Origin of the sequence: Streptomyces odonnellii, from assembly GCF_000981895.1 — a bacterium.
Classification (GTDB): Bacteria; Actinomycetota; Actinomycetes; order Streptomycetales; family Streptomycetaceae; genus Streptomyces; species Streptomyces odonnellii.
In genome coordinates this window covers 1-14,044 of sequence record NZ_LATD01000197.1, presented here as the reverse complement: position 1 = coordinate 14,044, position 14,044 = coordinate 1, and the positions used below count along the sequence as shown (strand labels likewise).

Here is a 14,044-nt window from a genome sequence, read left to right as displayed (position 1 = left end):
GGTGACAGGTGATCGCACGTGATACGGGCGGGGCGGGCGGTGCCGTGCGCAGGGGCGGAGCGGGGTCACGCCGTGCTGCGGCCCTGTCCGGCGGATCCTGCCCCTCGCGGTGGTACGGCGAACGGCAGTACCGCCACTGTTACGTTGTCGTGGCCCCCGCCGTCCAGCGCGTGCCCGACCAGCACCCGCGCCGCGTGCAGGGGCCGTTCGGCGGCGTCGGGCGGCAGGGCCCTGGCCATCTCGTCGGCGCCCTCCGCGTAGTTCCACAGGCCGTCCGTGCAGACCACCACCACACCGGGGTGGTCCGGTTTGAACGACGCGGTGTGCGGCTCCAGTTCGTACGCGTCGGCGCCGAGCCAGCCGGTGATGGCGTGGGCGCGCTCGTCCGCGTACGCCTCCGCCTCGTTCATCAGGCCCGCCGCGACCATCTGCGCGGCCCACGAGTCGTCCTCGGTGAGCCGGGCGGGCGGGCCCTGGCGGTCGTCGGGCACCCAGTAGGCCCGGCTGTCGCCGATCCAGCCGACGATCAGCAGTCCGCTCGCGACCACCGCGCCGACGATCGTGCACGCCGGCGCGTTCTGGTGGCGGTGCGGATCGGCGTCCAGGGCGCTGGAGGGCACCGGGGCAAGGGAGTTGACCGCCTCGGCGGCCACGACGATCGCGTCGTGCATGGCCTGCTGCGGATGCGTACCGCGCGCCAGCGCCCCGAGCAGCGACTCGTTCGCTGATTCGGCGGCGGCGGCCGAGGCCTCGTCGGGGCGGGTCGCCGACGAGACGCCGTCGCAGACGACCGCGACCACGGCGGGCGAGCCGTCGGGGAGGGCCGCGGACGACACGGCGAACGCGTCCTCGTTGCGGTGGTGGCGCAGACCGCGGTCGCTGACGGCGGCCACCGCGCCCAGCTCCTGTTCCACATGGTCGCGCTCACGCGGCTGGGCGTGCCCGCAGTTCTCGCAGTAGCCGTCGGTGTCGACTCGGCCGGCACGGCAGGCGACACAGAGCTTGGCACCGGCGGGAGCGGCCGACGCGGAACCCTCGGGTCCGGCCTGGGCTCCGGGAGCGGCGGGACCGGGCGGGTCGGCGAGGACCGCGGTGCGCGGATCGGCCGGTACGGTCCGGCCGCCCCCGGCACCCAGCGGCCCTCCCGTCGCGGGAGCATGGGGCGCCGGCAGTTCGAAGTCGCCCCCGGGCCCGGGCAGCCGGGCCCCCGCCGAGTCCAGGCCCGGCAGTTCCTCCGGACGGTGCACGGGCGCGGCCGAGCCGTCCGTACCGGCCGCGGCCGGCCAGTCCACACCCCCCGCGCGGGCACCGGAATCCGACGGCCCCATGGCGTTCATGACCAGGGTGGGACGGTCGGCCGGGCGCGGCGGTACGACCGACAGGTCGTACCCGCAGGCTCCGCAGAACAGGTCACCGGACTCCAGCGGCTCCGTACAGCCTGGGCAGGTCGGCAGGTCGGCCGATTCAGGCATCTGGGACATCAATTCACACCCACGTCCGGGGGCGGAAACGGTTGGCCCGCTCCACCAGTTCGATCCTTTCCTCGCCGCGCTGAGCGAGCCGGGCGAGCACCCGGTACGAGCGTTCCAGTCCGAAACGCAGGCCGCGCTCGTCCAGTTCACTGCCGAGGAGCACGGCCTGTACCGGGCGGGACCCGGGACTACCGGAGAGTACCCAGTCCAGTGCCGTGCCCAGTACCTCCGTCGAGAGCCGCTCGCGCCGCACCGCGTCCAGACCGAACTCCCGCAGCGCGGACACCTGTTCGGCCGCCGCCGTCAGATCGTCGATCAGCGGGGCCTCCGCACCGGGGCCATGGGCGGGCGCCGCGAGGGACCGCTGCCGCAGTCTGGCCCGTACGGCGGCGACCCGCGCGGCCGTGTAGTGGATCGACGACTCGGGCACGGACTCCAGGGTCCGCACGGCACCGGCGCGGTCGCCGGAGGCGAGCTGGACCCGGGCCAGACCGAACGCCGCGCTGACATTGCTCGGGTCGGTCGTCCACACCAGCCGGTAGTACTCGGCTGCGTTGTCGAGTTGACCGAGCACCTCGGCGCAGACGCCCAGCGCCAGCTTGGGCGCGGGCTCGCCGGGGAACGCGTCGTAGACCGCGTCGAAGGAGAGCGCCGCCGTCTCGTGGTCGCCGGTCGCGAGTGAGGCGATTCCGCGGTACCAGACGACCCGCCAGTCGTCGGGGCGGTACTCCTCCAGCGCGGTCAACGCCGCCGCTGCGGTGGCCACATCGCCCATCTCCAGCCGGGCACGCAGCTCACGCAGTCCGCGCTCGACGGACTCGGCGGGGGCCGCGGCCAGCGCCGAGATCACTTCGGCGGGTGCCGAGGCCAGCAGACCGGCCAGGAATCCGGCGTTCGGATCGTTCGGATCGACGAGCGGTACGGGCAGGGCCAGCGCGGTCGCGGCGGCGTCGAGCGGCGCCAGCCGGGGTCCGCTCGCGACGGCCGTGCCGAGGGGCGCCTCGATACGCGGTACGGGGAACTGGGCCTGGGCGTACGGCACTCCCGCGCCCAAGGCCCCCGGCAGGGCAGGCCCGACCGGCGCGCCCGGGGCCACCGCTCCGGTGCCCGCCGCTCCGGCGCGTCTCGCGGATCTGCCGCCCCGTCCCGGCCGTACCGTCCGTGCCCCCAGCCGCGAGACGTCCTCCGTCAGCTCCGCGAACAGCTCCGTGTCCGTGACCCGCAGCTCCGGGCCGAACAGCGTCGAGAGCGCGGGGCGCGGCCGGCCCGTCTGGAGCGCGACGACCTCCCGCAGCACTCCCATGAGCTGCTCGGCCATCTCCTGCGCGGAGGCGAACCGCCGCCCGGGATCCGGGTCCGTCGCCCGTACCAGCAGCCGGTAGAAGGACTCGTACGTCCGGAACACCTCGATGTGGTCCGGATCGGGGAGCGAGTCCACGAAGACATTCGTATAGCCCTGGAAGTCGAAGGTCAGCACCGCCAGGGTGCGGGCGACCGTATACAGGTCGGACGCCACCGACGGGCCGGTCTCGGCGACTTCCGGGGCCTGGTAGCCGACGGTGCCGTAGATCGCCGACTCGTCGTCGTCCATCCGGCGGACCGCGCCCATGTCGATCAGCTTGAGCTGGTCCCCGGTCTGGATCGCGTTGTCGACCTTGAAGTCGCAGTACAGCAGATTCCTGCTGTGGAGATGACCGAGCGCCTCCAGTACGTCGATGCCGTACGCGCAGGCCTGCTCGACCGGCAGCGGATCACGCCTGCCCGCGGTGGTCCTGCGCTCGTTGGCGATCTCCTTGAGCGACTTGCCGCCGACGTACTCCATGACGATATAGCCGTCCATGGAGCCGGTCCGCTGGTCGAGATGCTCCACGAAGTTGTAGATACGGACGATGTTGGAGTGCTCGATCTCGGCGAGGAAGCGGCGCTCGGAGATGGCCGCCTCCATCGCGTCCTGGTCCCCGGTGTCGAGCAGGCCCTTGAGGACCACCCAGCGGTCCGAGACGGCCCGGTCGATCGCGAGATAGACCCAGCCCAGACCGCCGTGCGCCAGACAGCCCACGACCTCGTACTGCCCGTGCACCACCGTGCCCGGGAACAGCTTCGGTATGAAGGAGTACGGATGGCCGCACTTGGTGCAGAACCCCTCCGTCCGTCCCGGGCGGTCGCCGCGCGCCCGGCCGACCGGTGCGCCGCAGTCCGAGCGCGAGCAGAACCGCTTGCGCTCGGGCACTTCGGGGCGCTCCATCACCGCGGAGCGCGGTTCGGGTCGCGGCACGTCCGGTACGGACACCAGGCCCGCGCCCAGCCGGTTGCGCCCCGAGGTGGAGGTGGCCGCGCCCGAGCTGCGCACCGACACCGAGCGGGCCGACAGCCGTCCGGAGAGGGTGCGCGACAGCCGGCCGGAGACCGAGCGGCGGGACGTGGAGGAGCGCGAGGAGGTACGGGACGAGGCCCGCGCCGAGCCACGGGAGGACGACGAACGCCCGCTTCCGGAGCCGCTCTTCGAGCCGCTACCGCTGGACCTGCCGCCGCCCGCGATGCCCGTGGGCGGCGAGGAGAGCGCACCGCCGGGCGCGACGACCGGGGCCAGACCGCAGGTGTCGCAGTACAGCTCGCCGTCGCCGACGTCCTCGTACGAGCCCTCGCAGCCGGGGCGCTGGCATGTGGCCGTCCCGCTCGTCCCGCTCATCGGTCCCCCCGTTCCCCTTCTGCCATCTCCGCGTGGTCCCTGGGCTCCGGTACGCGTGTGACCAGGGCGTCCGCCGCGGCCTGCTGATAGCGCAGCACCGCCTGCTCGGCGACGCGCAGATCGCAGGGCGCGCTCCACAGCATCCGGCGCGCCGCGTCGTACCGCTCCATCAGTACCGGGTCCTCGGCCATGCCGTGCCGGGCGACCTTCGCCTTGTACGCGTCGAGCCGGCCGCGCAGCTCCGCGCGGACCGCCAGCGGCGCGGTGACGGCGGTGAGCGACTCGCGGGCGCGCAACAGCTCGTCCTCGGCCTCCCGTTCCAGCGATTCGAGGAGCGGCGAGAGCCGGTGCCACTGGGCGTGCCTGCGATACTCGGCGGCGGTCGACAGGCGCTCCTGGAGCACGGTCGGCGGGCCGCTGACCGCGGGCACCTCGGTCGCCGCGATCTTCGCCAGCACCTCGCCCCGGGCCGATCTGGCCTCGGTGAGCGTACGGTCCGCGCGCGACAGGACGTCCCGGAGCCGCATCAGCCGCTCCTCGGAGTCCTTGCGCACCGCGAGGACCGCCTCGATCTCCCGCCGTACGTCCTCCAGCGCGCGGGCCGCCCTGTCGTACCGCTCGGTGTCCGGCCGGCCGCCGCCGGGGGCCGAACTGCCGGGCGCGGGGCGCCAGAAGGCCAGCGGGTCGGACACCACCTGGGCGCGCAGGGTGCTCAGTTCATGGGTGATCGACTCCAGGTCGTCCCCGGCCGGGTGCTCGCCCGGACGTACGCCGACGGAGTGCGCCAGTGAACGGGTGCGCTGCAACTCGGCGGAGAGCAGATCGATCCGGGCGGGCAGTGCCGACCAGACGGCGTCGGCGGCCACGACCATGTCAAGGGAGCGTGCATACAGTTCATTCATCCGGGTGACCAGCTCGGCGAGCGTGAACTGCTCGGAGAGCTTGGCCGGCTCGTTGAGGGAGGCGAGCTGGTGCCCGGGGGTGCCCGCCACGGTGACCCCGCGCCCGCGCAGTGTCTCCGTCAGCTCCAATAGATCGTCGCGGCTGAGCCAGCGCCGCCTGGCGCGGGTCTCCCGGGCGGCGGACAGCGTGGCGGTGTAGCTGTCGAAGTAGGTCCACAGCAGGGCGATCGACTGCTCGGCGGAAGCCCAGCGCTCCTTGGTGATCCCGGTCAGCTCCGCGCCTTCGAGGAGCCTGCGGCCCGCGTGGTCCTGGAGGGCGAGGAGCGAGGTCTCGATCGCCTCGTGCTCCGCCTCCAGACGTGCCAGGGCACGGTCCACCTCGTCCCGGTCCATCACCGGTCCCGGTGGCCTCCCCGTCGAGCCGGGAAAGGAGTCCGCGCCGCCCATCGATCACCTCTCCGCTTCTCGCACCGGCCCGCGAGCCGTTCCGTACCCGTTCCCGGCCGGCCGTCTCCGGCCGGCCCCGTTCCCGCCGCTACTTGTACAAGGGTGCCGGAGGCCCGGCGGTCGCCCCCAGATCTGTCTGCAGCCACTTCTTGTACGACGCCATCCAGGGGCTGTTTCCCCCTCCGGCGCGATACCCCACCAGCACCTGGTTCACCCTGCGTATCAGGTCGTCATTCCCCAGTTTCGCCGCGACTCCGTAGTACTCGGCGGTGAACGCCTTGCCCTTCAGCTCGACCCCCGGGTCCTGGGCCGCCAGACCGGCCGCCAGCGCGCTGTCGGTCACCACCGCGTCGACCTCGCCCAACTGGAGCCTGACCAGGCAGTCGAGCTGGTTCGGCACGGTGTTGTTCTCGAACACCGCGCCGAACGACTGCTTGTTCAGCTCTTCGTATGCCGTCGAGCCCTTCGCCGTGCAGACCCGCTGTCCGGAGAGCGAGCTGTCGTGCCCCGTGATCCGGGAGCCGATGGGGGCGAGGACCTGCTGGCCCGCCCGGAAGTAGGCGGTGGAGAAGGCGACTTGCTGGATCCGGTCGCAGTTGATCGTCATCGTCCTGACGACCAGGTCCACCGTGCCGTTCTGCAGGGCCGGGATCCGCAGATTGGTCGGGATGGCACGGAAGACGATCGCGTCGGGGTCGCCGAGGATGTTGTCGGCTATCGCGCGGGCGAGATCGATGTCGAAGCCTTCGAGTTCGCCGGTGGCCGAGTTCCGGTAGCCCCAGCGGTAGCTGTTCTGGTCGACGCCGACGACCAGTTTCCTGTTCTTCCTGGCCTTGATCCGCTCGATGGTGGGGCCGTCGGCGCCCGAGGGCGGGAGACTGGCCTGCGGGTTCTCGCACTCGTCCGCGGCGGTGGCGGGCACGGCCGTGGCGGTCCGCTGTGCCGACTTCTCGGCGTTCTCGTCGACCGTGCGGGACAGCGGCAGCAGGGTGAGCGAGGCCGTCAGCACACAGGCCGCGGCCATGGCGGACACCCCGCCCCAGCCCCGGAGCCGGCGGGACAGCAGCAGCGCGAGATACGGCAGGGGGCCGCGGAACGCACCGGTGCCGCCGGACGGCCGGGGCCCGCGGGGCGGACGGAGCCCTTCCACGGAGTCCTCGGAATCCATCTCTCCCCCTCTCACCGGTACTCCGAAAGCCTGCGGCCTATGCCGAGGACCGCGCCCACCGCGGACACCAGGGCCAGCGCGCCCGCCCCGACCGCCAGTCCGGTCAGCGCGCCGCGCCCGTCCGAGGCGGACCGGGTGAACTCGGCCTGTTCCTGGGCGAGTGCCCGCTCAAGGGCCGCGTCCACCCGGTCGAACGACTGGCCCGTCGATTCCTCGTTCCCGATGACCTTTTTGAGCGCGGTCTTGTAGTCACCGGCCCGGTCGGCGGTGCCGGCCGAGGCGTGGCGCTCGCTCCACTGGGTGACGGAGGAGATCGCCTCGTCCACCGGTCTGCCGCCCGCGCTGTTGTCCGCGAGTTTCTTGGCCTCGCCCAGTGCGGAGCGCAGCTTGGCCATGCCCGAGCTGTAGTCCGCTTCGTAGGCGTCCTCGCCGTCCGGGGTGAGGACCGCGCCCCGGGCGACCAGGGTGAGGTTCTCGTTCGCCCGGGCCCTGAGCGAGTTGATCCGGGCATCACTCAGGACACTGAGCGACTGCTGGCCGTGCGTCTGCGCGTTGTCCAGTTCGGCGCGCGCCACGGACTGGCCGACGGCCAGCCAGAGCAGCAGCACCGTGGACGCGGCGGTGGCGGCGAGCAGCCCGTGGTTGAACACCCGGTTCGTCCGCAGATAGGCGCGGCGCTGGGCCCAGAAGAGACCGCCGAAGGCCAGCACGCCCAGCGCCAGCGAGACATACGGCCACAGCCGCGCGTCATCGTTGTCCTGGGCGAGCCGCTCCGTCTCCGCCTCGTACAGCTTCTCGGCGACCGGGAGCAGCTCATTGGTCATCTGCTGGTTCGCATACCGCAGATAGGCGCCGCCCAGCGGCAGGCCCTGGCGGTTGTTGGCGCGGGCCCGCTCTATCAGGCCGGTGTAGCGCGGGAGCCCCACACTGAGCGCGGCTATGTTCCGGCCGGACTCGGTGGTGCTGTCCGTATGGGTGGCCGCCTTGACCAGCAGCCTGGACGCGGTCTCCATGTCCTGCTGATACCGCTCCCGCACCTCGGGCGGTTCCTGGGCGCCCGCCAGAAAGCCGGTGGCCGCGGCCGTGTCGGCGTCGGCCAGCGAGCGGTAGAGATTCGCCGCGTCCGCGCTGAGCGGCTGACTGCGGCTCACCACGTCGTCGGCGGAGGCGAACCGGGCGGACGCCTCCCACGCGGTGACCGCCCCGAACGCCACCACCAGCAGCGCCAGGGCGGCGCCGATGATGCGCAGCCGCCCGGGCTCGGTCGTCGCCGAGGCGCGCAGCCGCTCCGCGGTCTCGGCCCAGGCACTGTGACGGGCGGGCGGTGCTACCGGTGGCGGTCCGGCCGGGGGCGGAGGCACGGGCGCATGCGCCGGAGCCGACGGCGGCGGCGCGCTGCGCGCCTGCGGCAGATCTGTCATGTGACCTCCCCCTCGGTCCGGCGACAACAGCCCCCGGCGGGGCCGGGGGACACCTCCCGGCCGCCAGTATGGACGCAGGGGACCGACAACCACACCCGGCTTGACTGGATCTTGTAAGGATCCGCCTCCGCTCCTGGCTGTCCGGTCCCGCCGCCCCGCCCTGCCCGGCCTGTCCGTCTCCCCACCGTGAATACGCCCGGGACCCGTGGGCGGTTCCCGTTCAGGGGAGTTCGTACGCGTTCGAGTGAACCGCCCCTCTCGCCCCGCCCGGAACTCCTGGACCGCCCGCCCCGCTCAACCGCTGTAGTGCGCCCCCAGCCGGGCGTGCGCCGCCGCGTCCGCCCGTACCTGATCGAGCCCCAGCAGCCCCGCGCCCAGCACCGGCGGCGCCGTCACGACCCCGATGACCGCCTTCGGCGCCTTCGCGGCCAGCAGCTCCGCTATCCCCTGGTCGAGCTGCGGATGACGGGCCGCCAGCACACTGCCGCCCAGCAGCACCGGCACCTCCTCGTCGAGCAGACCGAGCTTGCTCAGCGCGACCGTCGACAGCGCGACGACCTCCTCGGCCAGCCGGTCCACCAACGACCGCGCCACCGGGTCGCCCGCCGCGCTCGTCGCGAACAGCACCGGTGTCAGCTCATGCCTGCGCTCGAACGGGATACGCCCCAGATGCAGCGCCTCGATCAGCTCGTACATCGAGGCCAGCCCGAAGTGGCCGGGCAGCGTCCGTACCAGTCCGGTGGGCTCGCCCCGCCCGTCCTCCGCCCGCGCCGCGAACCACAGCGCCTCCTCCGCGAGCCCCGAACCGCCGCCCCAGTCACCGGAGATACGGCCGATCGCCGGGAATCTGGCCGTCCGGCCGTCCGGCAGCATGCCCACGCAGTTGATGCCCGCGCCGCAGACCACGGCGACCCCCCGGGGCTCGGCGCCGCTCGGCAGCCCGGCCCGCAGGATCGCGAAGGTGTCGTTCCGTACGTCGGTGGTACGGCCCCACCCCCGGGCCTGCACCGCCTCGGCCAGCTCCCGCTCCTCGACCGGGAGATCGGCGTTGGCCAGACAGGCCGACACATGCTCGGCGACACCGCGCTCCGGCAGCCCGGCGGCCGAGGCGGCCTCGGCGACCGCCTCCGCCAGGACGTCCACAGCCGCCTCGATCCCGACCACCGGCGGCTGGAAGCCGCCCCCGCGGGCCGTGCCCAGCACCGAACCATCGGCGCCGATCACGGCCACATCGGTCTTGCTGTTCCCGGCGTCGACGGCCAGGACACTCGCGCGCCCCGGCCCCGACGCCGTACCGGCCGCGCGTCCCGCCGCCGTACCGGCTCTGCTCCCCATCCCGCTCACACCCACGCGAGATGCTCCCGGTTGTGCGCGATCAGCTTGTCGGTGAGCGCCTCGGCGTATTCGAACTGGCCGATCAGGGGGTGCGCCAGCAGCGCCTTGAAGACCCGGTCCCGGCCGCCGCGCAGCGCCGCGTCCAGGGCGAGGTCCTCGTACGCCGTGACATCCGCGACCAGCCCCGCGTACAGCGGGTCCAGCGCGGGCACCGCCAGCGGCTCCGCGCCCGAGGTGCCCACTCGCGCCTGCACCTCGATCACCGCGTCGTCCGCCAGGAACGGCAGCGTCCCGTTGTTGTACGTGTTCACCACCTGGACCGGGCTGCCGCCGCCGCGCAGCAGCGAGGCCGCCAGATCCACCGCGGCCTCCGAGTAGAAGGCGCCGCCCCGCCTGGACAGCAGCTCCGGCTTCTCGTCCAGGGCCGGATCGCCGTACATCGCCAGCAACTGCTTCTCCATCTCGGCCACTTCGGCGGCCCGTGACGGCTTCGTCCCCAGCTCCCGTACGACCTCGTCGTGCGCGTAGAAGTAGCGCAGGTAGTACGAGGGCACCACACCGAGGCGTTCCAGCAGCACGGGCGGCAGCCGCAGATCGGCCGCGAGCGCGTCGCCGTGCTCCGCCAGCAGCTTCGGCAGCATGTCCGTACCGCCGGGTCCGCCGAGGCGCACCCCGCGCTCCCAGGTCAGATGGTTGAGCCCGACATGCTCCAAATACACCTCGGACGGCGCCACATCCAGCAGCTTCGCGAATCTGCGCTGGAAACCGATCGCCACGTTGCACAGTCCGACCGCTTTGTGACCGGCCTGGAGCAGCGCCCTGGTCACGATCCCCACCGGGTTGGTGAAGTCGATGATCCAGGCGTCGGGGCTGGTACGGCGGACCCGCTCGGCGATGTCCAGGACCACCGGGACCGTGCGGAGCGCCTTGGCGAGACCTCCGGCGCCCGTCGTCTCCTGGCCCACGCAGCCGCACTCCAGCGGCCAGGTCTCGTCCTCGTTCCGCGCGGCCTGTCCGCCCACACGGAGCTGGAGCAGCACCGCGTCGGCGTCGGCGACGCCCGCGTCCAGGTCCGCCGTGGTGGTGATACGGCCCGGATGGCCCTGCTTGGCGAAGATCCGCCGGGCCAGTCCTCCGACCAGTTCGAGCCGGTCGGCCGCCGGGTCGATCAGCACCAGTTCCCCGATCGGCAGGATGTCCCTCAACCGGGCGAATCCATCGATGAGTTCGGGTGTGTAGGTGGATCCTCCGCCCACCACTGCGAGCTTCACTTCGTTCTCAGCCCTTCACTCCGGTCAGTGTGACTCCCTCGACGAACGCCTTCTGCGCGAAGAAGAACACGAGGATCACAGGGGCCATGACCAGAACGGTCGCGGCCATGGTCAGGTTCCAGTCGGTGTGGTGCGCGCCCTTGAAGGATTCGAGGCCGTAACTGAGCGTCCAGGCGGCCGGGTTCTCCGAGGCGTAGATCTGCGGTCCGAAGTAGTCGTTCCAGGCGTAGAAGAACTGGAAGAGCGCGACGGCCGCGATCCCCGGCCTGGCCATCGGCAGCACCACCTTGATCAGGGTACGGAATTCACCGCAGCCGTCGACCTTCGCGGCGTCCAGATACTCGTTGGGGATCGTCAGCAGGAACTGCCGCAGCAGGAAGATGGAGAACGCGTCGCCGAACGCCAGGGGGATGATCAGCGGCCAGAGCGAGCCCGAGAGATCGAGCTGCTTCGCCCAGAACAGATACATCGGGATGATGATCACCTGGGGCGGCAGCATCATCATCGAGATGACCAGCATCAGCGACAACTGCCGCCCGCGGAACCGGAACTTGGCGAGCGCGTACGCCACCGGCAGCGAGGAGACCAGGGAGAGCACGGTGCCGAGCCCCGCGTACAGCAGGGTGTTCTTCCACCAGGTCAGAAAGCCCGGGGTGTCAAAGACCCTGGCGTAGTTGCCCCATTCCCAGGTGTTGGGGGTGAGATCGCGGGTGAGCGCCTGCTGGTCGCTCATCACCGAGGTCAGGAAGAGGAAGACGAACGGCAGCACGAAGAACAGGGCCGCCGCGATCCCCAGGGAGTGAATGCCGATCCAGTGCAGCAGCGCCCTGCGGCGCGCGGTCCTGGCGGCGGGGGTGCGGTCCCGGGCGGACTCCGGCGCGGTGCCGGGACGCTCGTCGAGTACGGGTACGGAGGCCATCAGTCACCCGCTCCGATCAGTCCGCCGCGCCGCCGCATCAGCAGCGCGGTGAAGGCCATGGCCAGCACGAACAGGACCAGCGCGACCACACAGGCCGATCCGTAGTCGAAGTGCTGGAAGCCCAGGTTGTAGACCAACTGGGGCAGGGTCAGCGTGGACTTGTCCGGATAGCCGGGCTCGAACTGCTGGCCGGAGCCGCCGATGATGCCGGAGGCGACCTTGCCCGCGACCAGCGGCTGCGCGTAGTACTGCATCGCCGAGATCACCCCGGTGACCACCGCGAACATCACGATGGGCGAGATGTTCGGCAGGGTCACGAACCGGAACCGCTGCCAGGCCGACGCGCCGTCCAGCTCCGCCGCCTCGTACTGCTCCTTCGGTACGTCGAGCAGCGCGGCCATGAAGATCACCATCAGGTCGCCGATGCCCCAGACGGCCAGCAGGGTGAGCGCCGGCTTGGACCAGGCGGGGTCGTTGAACCAGCCGGGGGTGGGCAGCCCCAGATCGCCGAGGATCGTGTTGACCGGCCCCGTACCCGGGTTGAGCAGAAAGACGAAGGCCAGGGTCGCGGCCACCGGCGGCGCCAGATACGGCAGATAGAAGAGGGTGCGGAAGATCCCCGTACCCGTCTTGATCTTGGTGATCAGCATGCCGACACCGAGTCCGAAGACCACCCGGCAGGCCACCATGATCACCACGAGCCAGAGGGTGTTGCGCAGCGACGGCCAGAACATCGGGTAGTCGGTGAAGACGTACGACCAGTTCCCGAGGCCCTTCCAGACCGGCGGGTTGAAGCCGTCGTACTTCATGAAGGAGAAGTAGACGGTCGAGATCAGCGGATACGCGAAGAAGACGGTGAAGCCGATCAACCAGGGCGACATGAACGCCGCCGTACGAAGGGCCGACCTGCGGCGCTTCGAGCGGAGCGTGGGGGCGTGGGTGGACATCGGTGACCGCCGGGCCCGTCAGCCGGCCTGTTCGATGTCACGGTCGATCTGCTGGGCGGTCTGCTCCAGACCCGCCTGGAGATCCTTCACCTTGCCCTGCTCGTACTGGTACCCGAAGTCCTGGAGCGTCTGCTGATAGGCCGCGCCGTTGACGGCGGCCGGCGGCGTGTTGGAGTCGGGGTGCTGCGCGATGTCGAGGAAGGTCTTGAAGCGCGGGTCGAACTTCAGGTCCGGGGACCTGAGCGCCGCCAGCGTCGACGGCACATTGCGGATGCCGTTGGCGAACTGGACCACCGCCTGGGTGTCGGTGGTCATGTACTTCACCAGTTCCCAGGCCGCGTTCTGCTTCTTGCTCTGCGGCGCGATGCCCATGATCGTGCCGGAGAGGAAGCCCTTGCCGTAGCTGTCCGCCTCGTCGTCCGCGACCGGCATCGGCGCGACCCCGATCTCGAACGGGACCTTGGCGTCCTCCGCCATGCCGAGCCGCCACTCGCCGTCGAGCTGCATCGCGACCTGGCCGGTCTGGAACGGGTGCTTGGCGCCCCACTCGTCACCGAAGGTGCTGCGGAACTTCTCCAGCTTCTGGTAACCGCCGAGCTCGTCGACGAGCTTCTTCTGGAAGGTGAACATCTTCGCGAAGGCCGGGTCCTTGGCGATGTTGGACTTGCCGTCCTTGTCGAAGTACGTGTGGTCCCAGCTCGACATGTAGTGGTCGACGACCGTCTCGTAGCCGTGGTAGGTCGGCATGAAGCCCACCTGCTCGTAGCTGTCGCCCTTGGAGACGGTGAGCCTCTTGGCGTCCTCGGCCAGCTCCGACATCGTCCTCGGCGGGGCGGCGATACCGGCCTTCTTGAAGGCGTCCTTGTTGTAGTACAGCCCGTACGCGTCGCTCAGCAGCGGCAGCGCGCACCGCTTGCCCTCGAACTGGGTGTACTCCAGCAGCACCTTCGGGAACGTCTTCTCCAGATCGAGCTTCGACTTCTCGATGAACGGCGTCAGATCGGCGAAGGCACCCGACGAGCAGAACTTGCCGACATTGGAGGTGGTGAAGGAGGACACCACGTCCGGGCCCTTCGAACCGCCCGCGCGCAGCGCCTGGTTGAGCTTGTCGTCATTGATGTTGCCGACGACGTTCACCGTGATGTTCGGATGGGCGTTCTCGAACCGGTCGATGTTGTCCTGGATCGCCTTCACCTCGGCCGGCGCGCTCCAGCCGTGCCAGAAGGTGATGGTCGTCTTGGCGTTCGGATCGTCGGACGCGGCGGAGCCCGACTGGCCGGTACAGGCGGTGGCCACCACGGATATCGCGGCGACCGCCACGGCGGACACGGTGAGACGGCGGTTTCTGAGCATGGCGGTACTCCCGGAAGAGATGTCGGGGATCTGAGCTATGCGGCTGTACGGGTACGGGCTGTGCGGGGTCTGTGGATGGGGGTGTTACGGGGGTACGGATGTGCGGGGTGCGGGTCTGTG

The 14,044-nt window shown here is 71.0% G+C and carries 10 protein-coding genes; all 10 read right to left on the bottom strand.

Annotation, left to right across the window (positions count from 1 at the left end):
* Positions 1-65: 65 nt before the first annotated feature.
* The 10 genes from WH07_RS19240 to WH07_RS19195 all read right to left on the bottom strand — a co-directional run bounded on the left by WH07_RS19240 (position 66) and on the right by WH07_RS19195 (position 13,924).
* Entirely contained in the window at positions 66-1,481 is a 1,416-nt protein-coding gene (locus WH07_RS19240) for a protein phosphatase 2C domain-containing protein (protein ID WP_046501375.1), read from the bottom strand.
* 4 nt (positions 1,482-1,485) lie between these two features.
* The gene (locus WH07_RS19235) at positions 1,486-4,161 is read right to left on the bottom strand and encodes a serine/threonine-protein kinase (protein ID WP_046501371.1); all 2,676 of its coding nucleotides are present in this window, start codon (positions 4,159-4,161) and stop codon (positions 1,486-1,488) included.
* Positions 4,158-5,510 (bottom strand): hypothetical protein, encoded by a 1,353-nt coding sequence (locus WH07_RS19230; RefSeq protein ID WP_079023358.1) that lies wholly within the window; start codon positions 5,508-5,510, stop codon positions 4,158-4,160. The genes WH07_RS19235 and WH07_RS19230 overlap by 4 nt, the downstream gene beginning before the upstream one ends.
* Before the next feature lie 88 nt (positions 5,511-5,598).
* Positions 5,599-6,678 (bottom strand): glutamate ABC transporter substrate-binding protein, encoded by a 1,080-nt coding sequence (locus WH07_RS19225; RefSeq protein ID WP_079023357.1) that lies wholly within the window; start codon positions 6,676-6,678, stop codon positions 5,599-5,601.
* A gap of 11 nt (positions 6,679-6,689) precedes the next feature.
* Complete coding sequence (locus WH07_RS19220) at positions 6,690-8,099, bottom strand: hypothetical protein (RefSeq protein ID WP_052744474.1); 1,410 nt, start codon at positions 8,097-8,099, stop codon at positions 6,690-6,692.
* A 294-nt stretch (positions 8,100-8,393) separates the two neighbouring features.
* Entirely contained in the window at positions 8,394-9,434 is a 1,041-nt protein-coding gene (locus tag WH07_RS19215) for an N-acetylglucosamine kinase (protein ID WP_079023359.1), read from the bottom strand.
* A 5-nt stretch (positions 9,435-9,439) separates the two neighbouring features.
* Entirely contained in the window at positions 9,440-10,705 is a 1,266-nt protein-coding gene (locus WH07_RS19210) for a 6-phospho-beta-glucosidase (RefSeq protein WP_046501368.1), read from the bottom strand.
* A gap of 7 nt (positions 10,706-10,712) precedes the next feature.
* Positions 10,713-11,624, bottom strand: coding sequence for a carbohydrate ABC transporter permease (locus tag WH07_RS19205; RefSeq protein WP_046501365.1), 912 nt, complete (start codon positions 11,622-11,624; stop codon positions 10,713-10,715).
* Positions 11,624-12,571 (bottom strand): carbohydrate ABC transporter permease, encoded by a 948-nt coding sequence (locus WH07_RS19200; protein ID WP_046501364.1) that lies wholly within the window; start codon positions 12,569-12,571, stop codon positions 11,624-11,626. The genes WH07_RS19205 and WH07_RS19200 overlap by 1 nt, the downstream gene beginning before the upstream one ends.
* An 18-nt stretch (positions 12,572-12,589) precedes the next feature.
* On the bottom strand, positions 12,590-13,924 hold the full coding sequence (locus WH07_RS19195; protein ID WP_046501363.1) for an ABC transporter substrate-binding protein: 1,335 nt from the start codon (positions 13,922-13,924) through the stop codon (positions 12,590-12,592).
* Between the last annotated feature and the right edge of the window lie 120 nt (positions 13,925-14,044).

What these genes read in the sequence shown, in the direction of transcription:
- WH07_RS19195 (WP_046501363.1), bottom strand. Translation starts at nt 13,924, where the DNA reads ATGCTCAGAAACCGCCGTCTCACCGTGTCCGCCGTGGCGGTCGCCGCG.
- WH07_RS19205 (WP_046501365.1), bottom strand. Translation starts at nt 11,624, where the DNA reads ATGGCCTCCGTACCCGTACTCGACGAGCGTCCCGGCACCGCGCCGGAG.
- WH07_RS19225 (WP_079023357.1), bottom strand. Translation starts at nt 6,678, where the DNA reads ATGGATTCCGAGGACTCCGTGGAAGGGCTCCGTCCGCCCCGCGGGCCC.
- WH07_RS19235 (WP_046501371.1), bottom strand. Translation starts at nt 4,161, where the DNA reads ATGAGCGGGACGAGCGGGACGGCCACATGCCAGCGCCCCGGCTGCGAG.
- WH07_RS19220 (WP_052744474.1), bottom strand. Translation starts at nt 8,099, where the DNA reads ATGACAGATCTGCCGCAGGCGCGCAGCGCGCCGCCGCCGTCGGCTCCG.
- WH07_RS19200 (WP_046501364.1), bottom strand. Translation starts at nt 12,571, where the DNA reads ATGTCCACCCACGCCCCCACGCTCCGCTCGAAGCGCCGCAGGTCGGCC.
- WH07_RS19230 (WP_079023358.1), bottom strand. Translation starts at nt 5,510, where the DNA reads ATGGGCGGCGCGGACTCCTTTCCCGGCTCGACGGGGAGGCCACCGGGA.
- WH07_RS19240 (WP_046501375.1), bottom strand. Translation starts at nt 1,481, where the DNA reads ATGTCCCAGATGCCTGAATCGGCCGACCTGCCGACCTGCCCAGGCTGT.
- WH07_RS19215 (WP_079023359.1), bottom strand. Translation starts at nt 9,434, where the DNA reads ATGGGGAGCAGAGCCGGTACGGCGGCGGGACGCGCGGCCGGTACGGCG.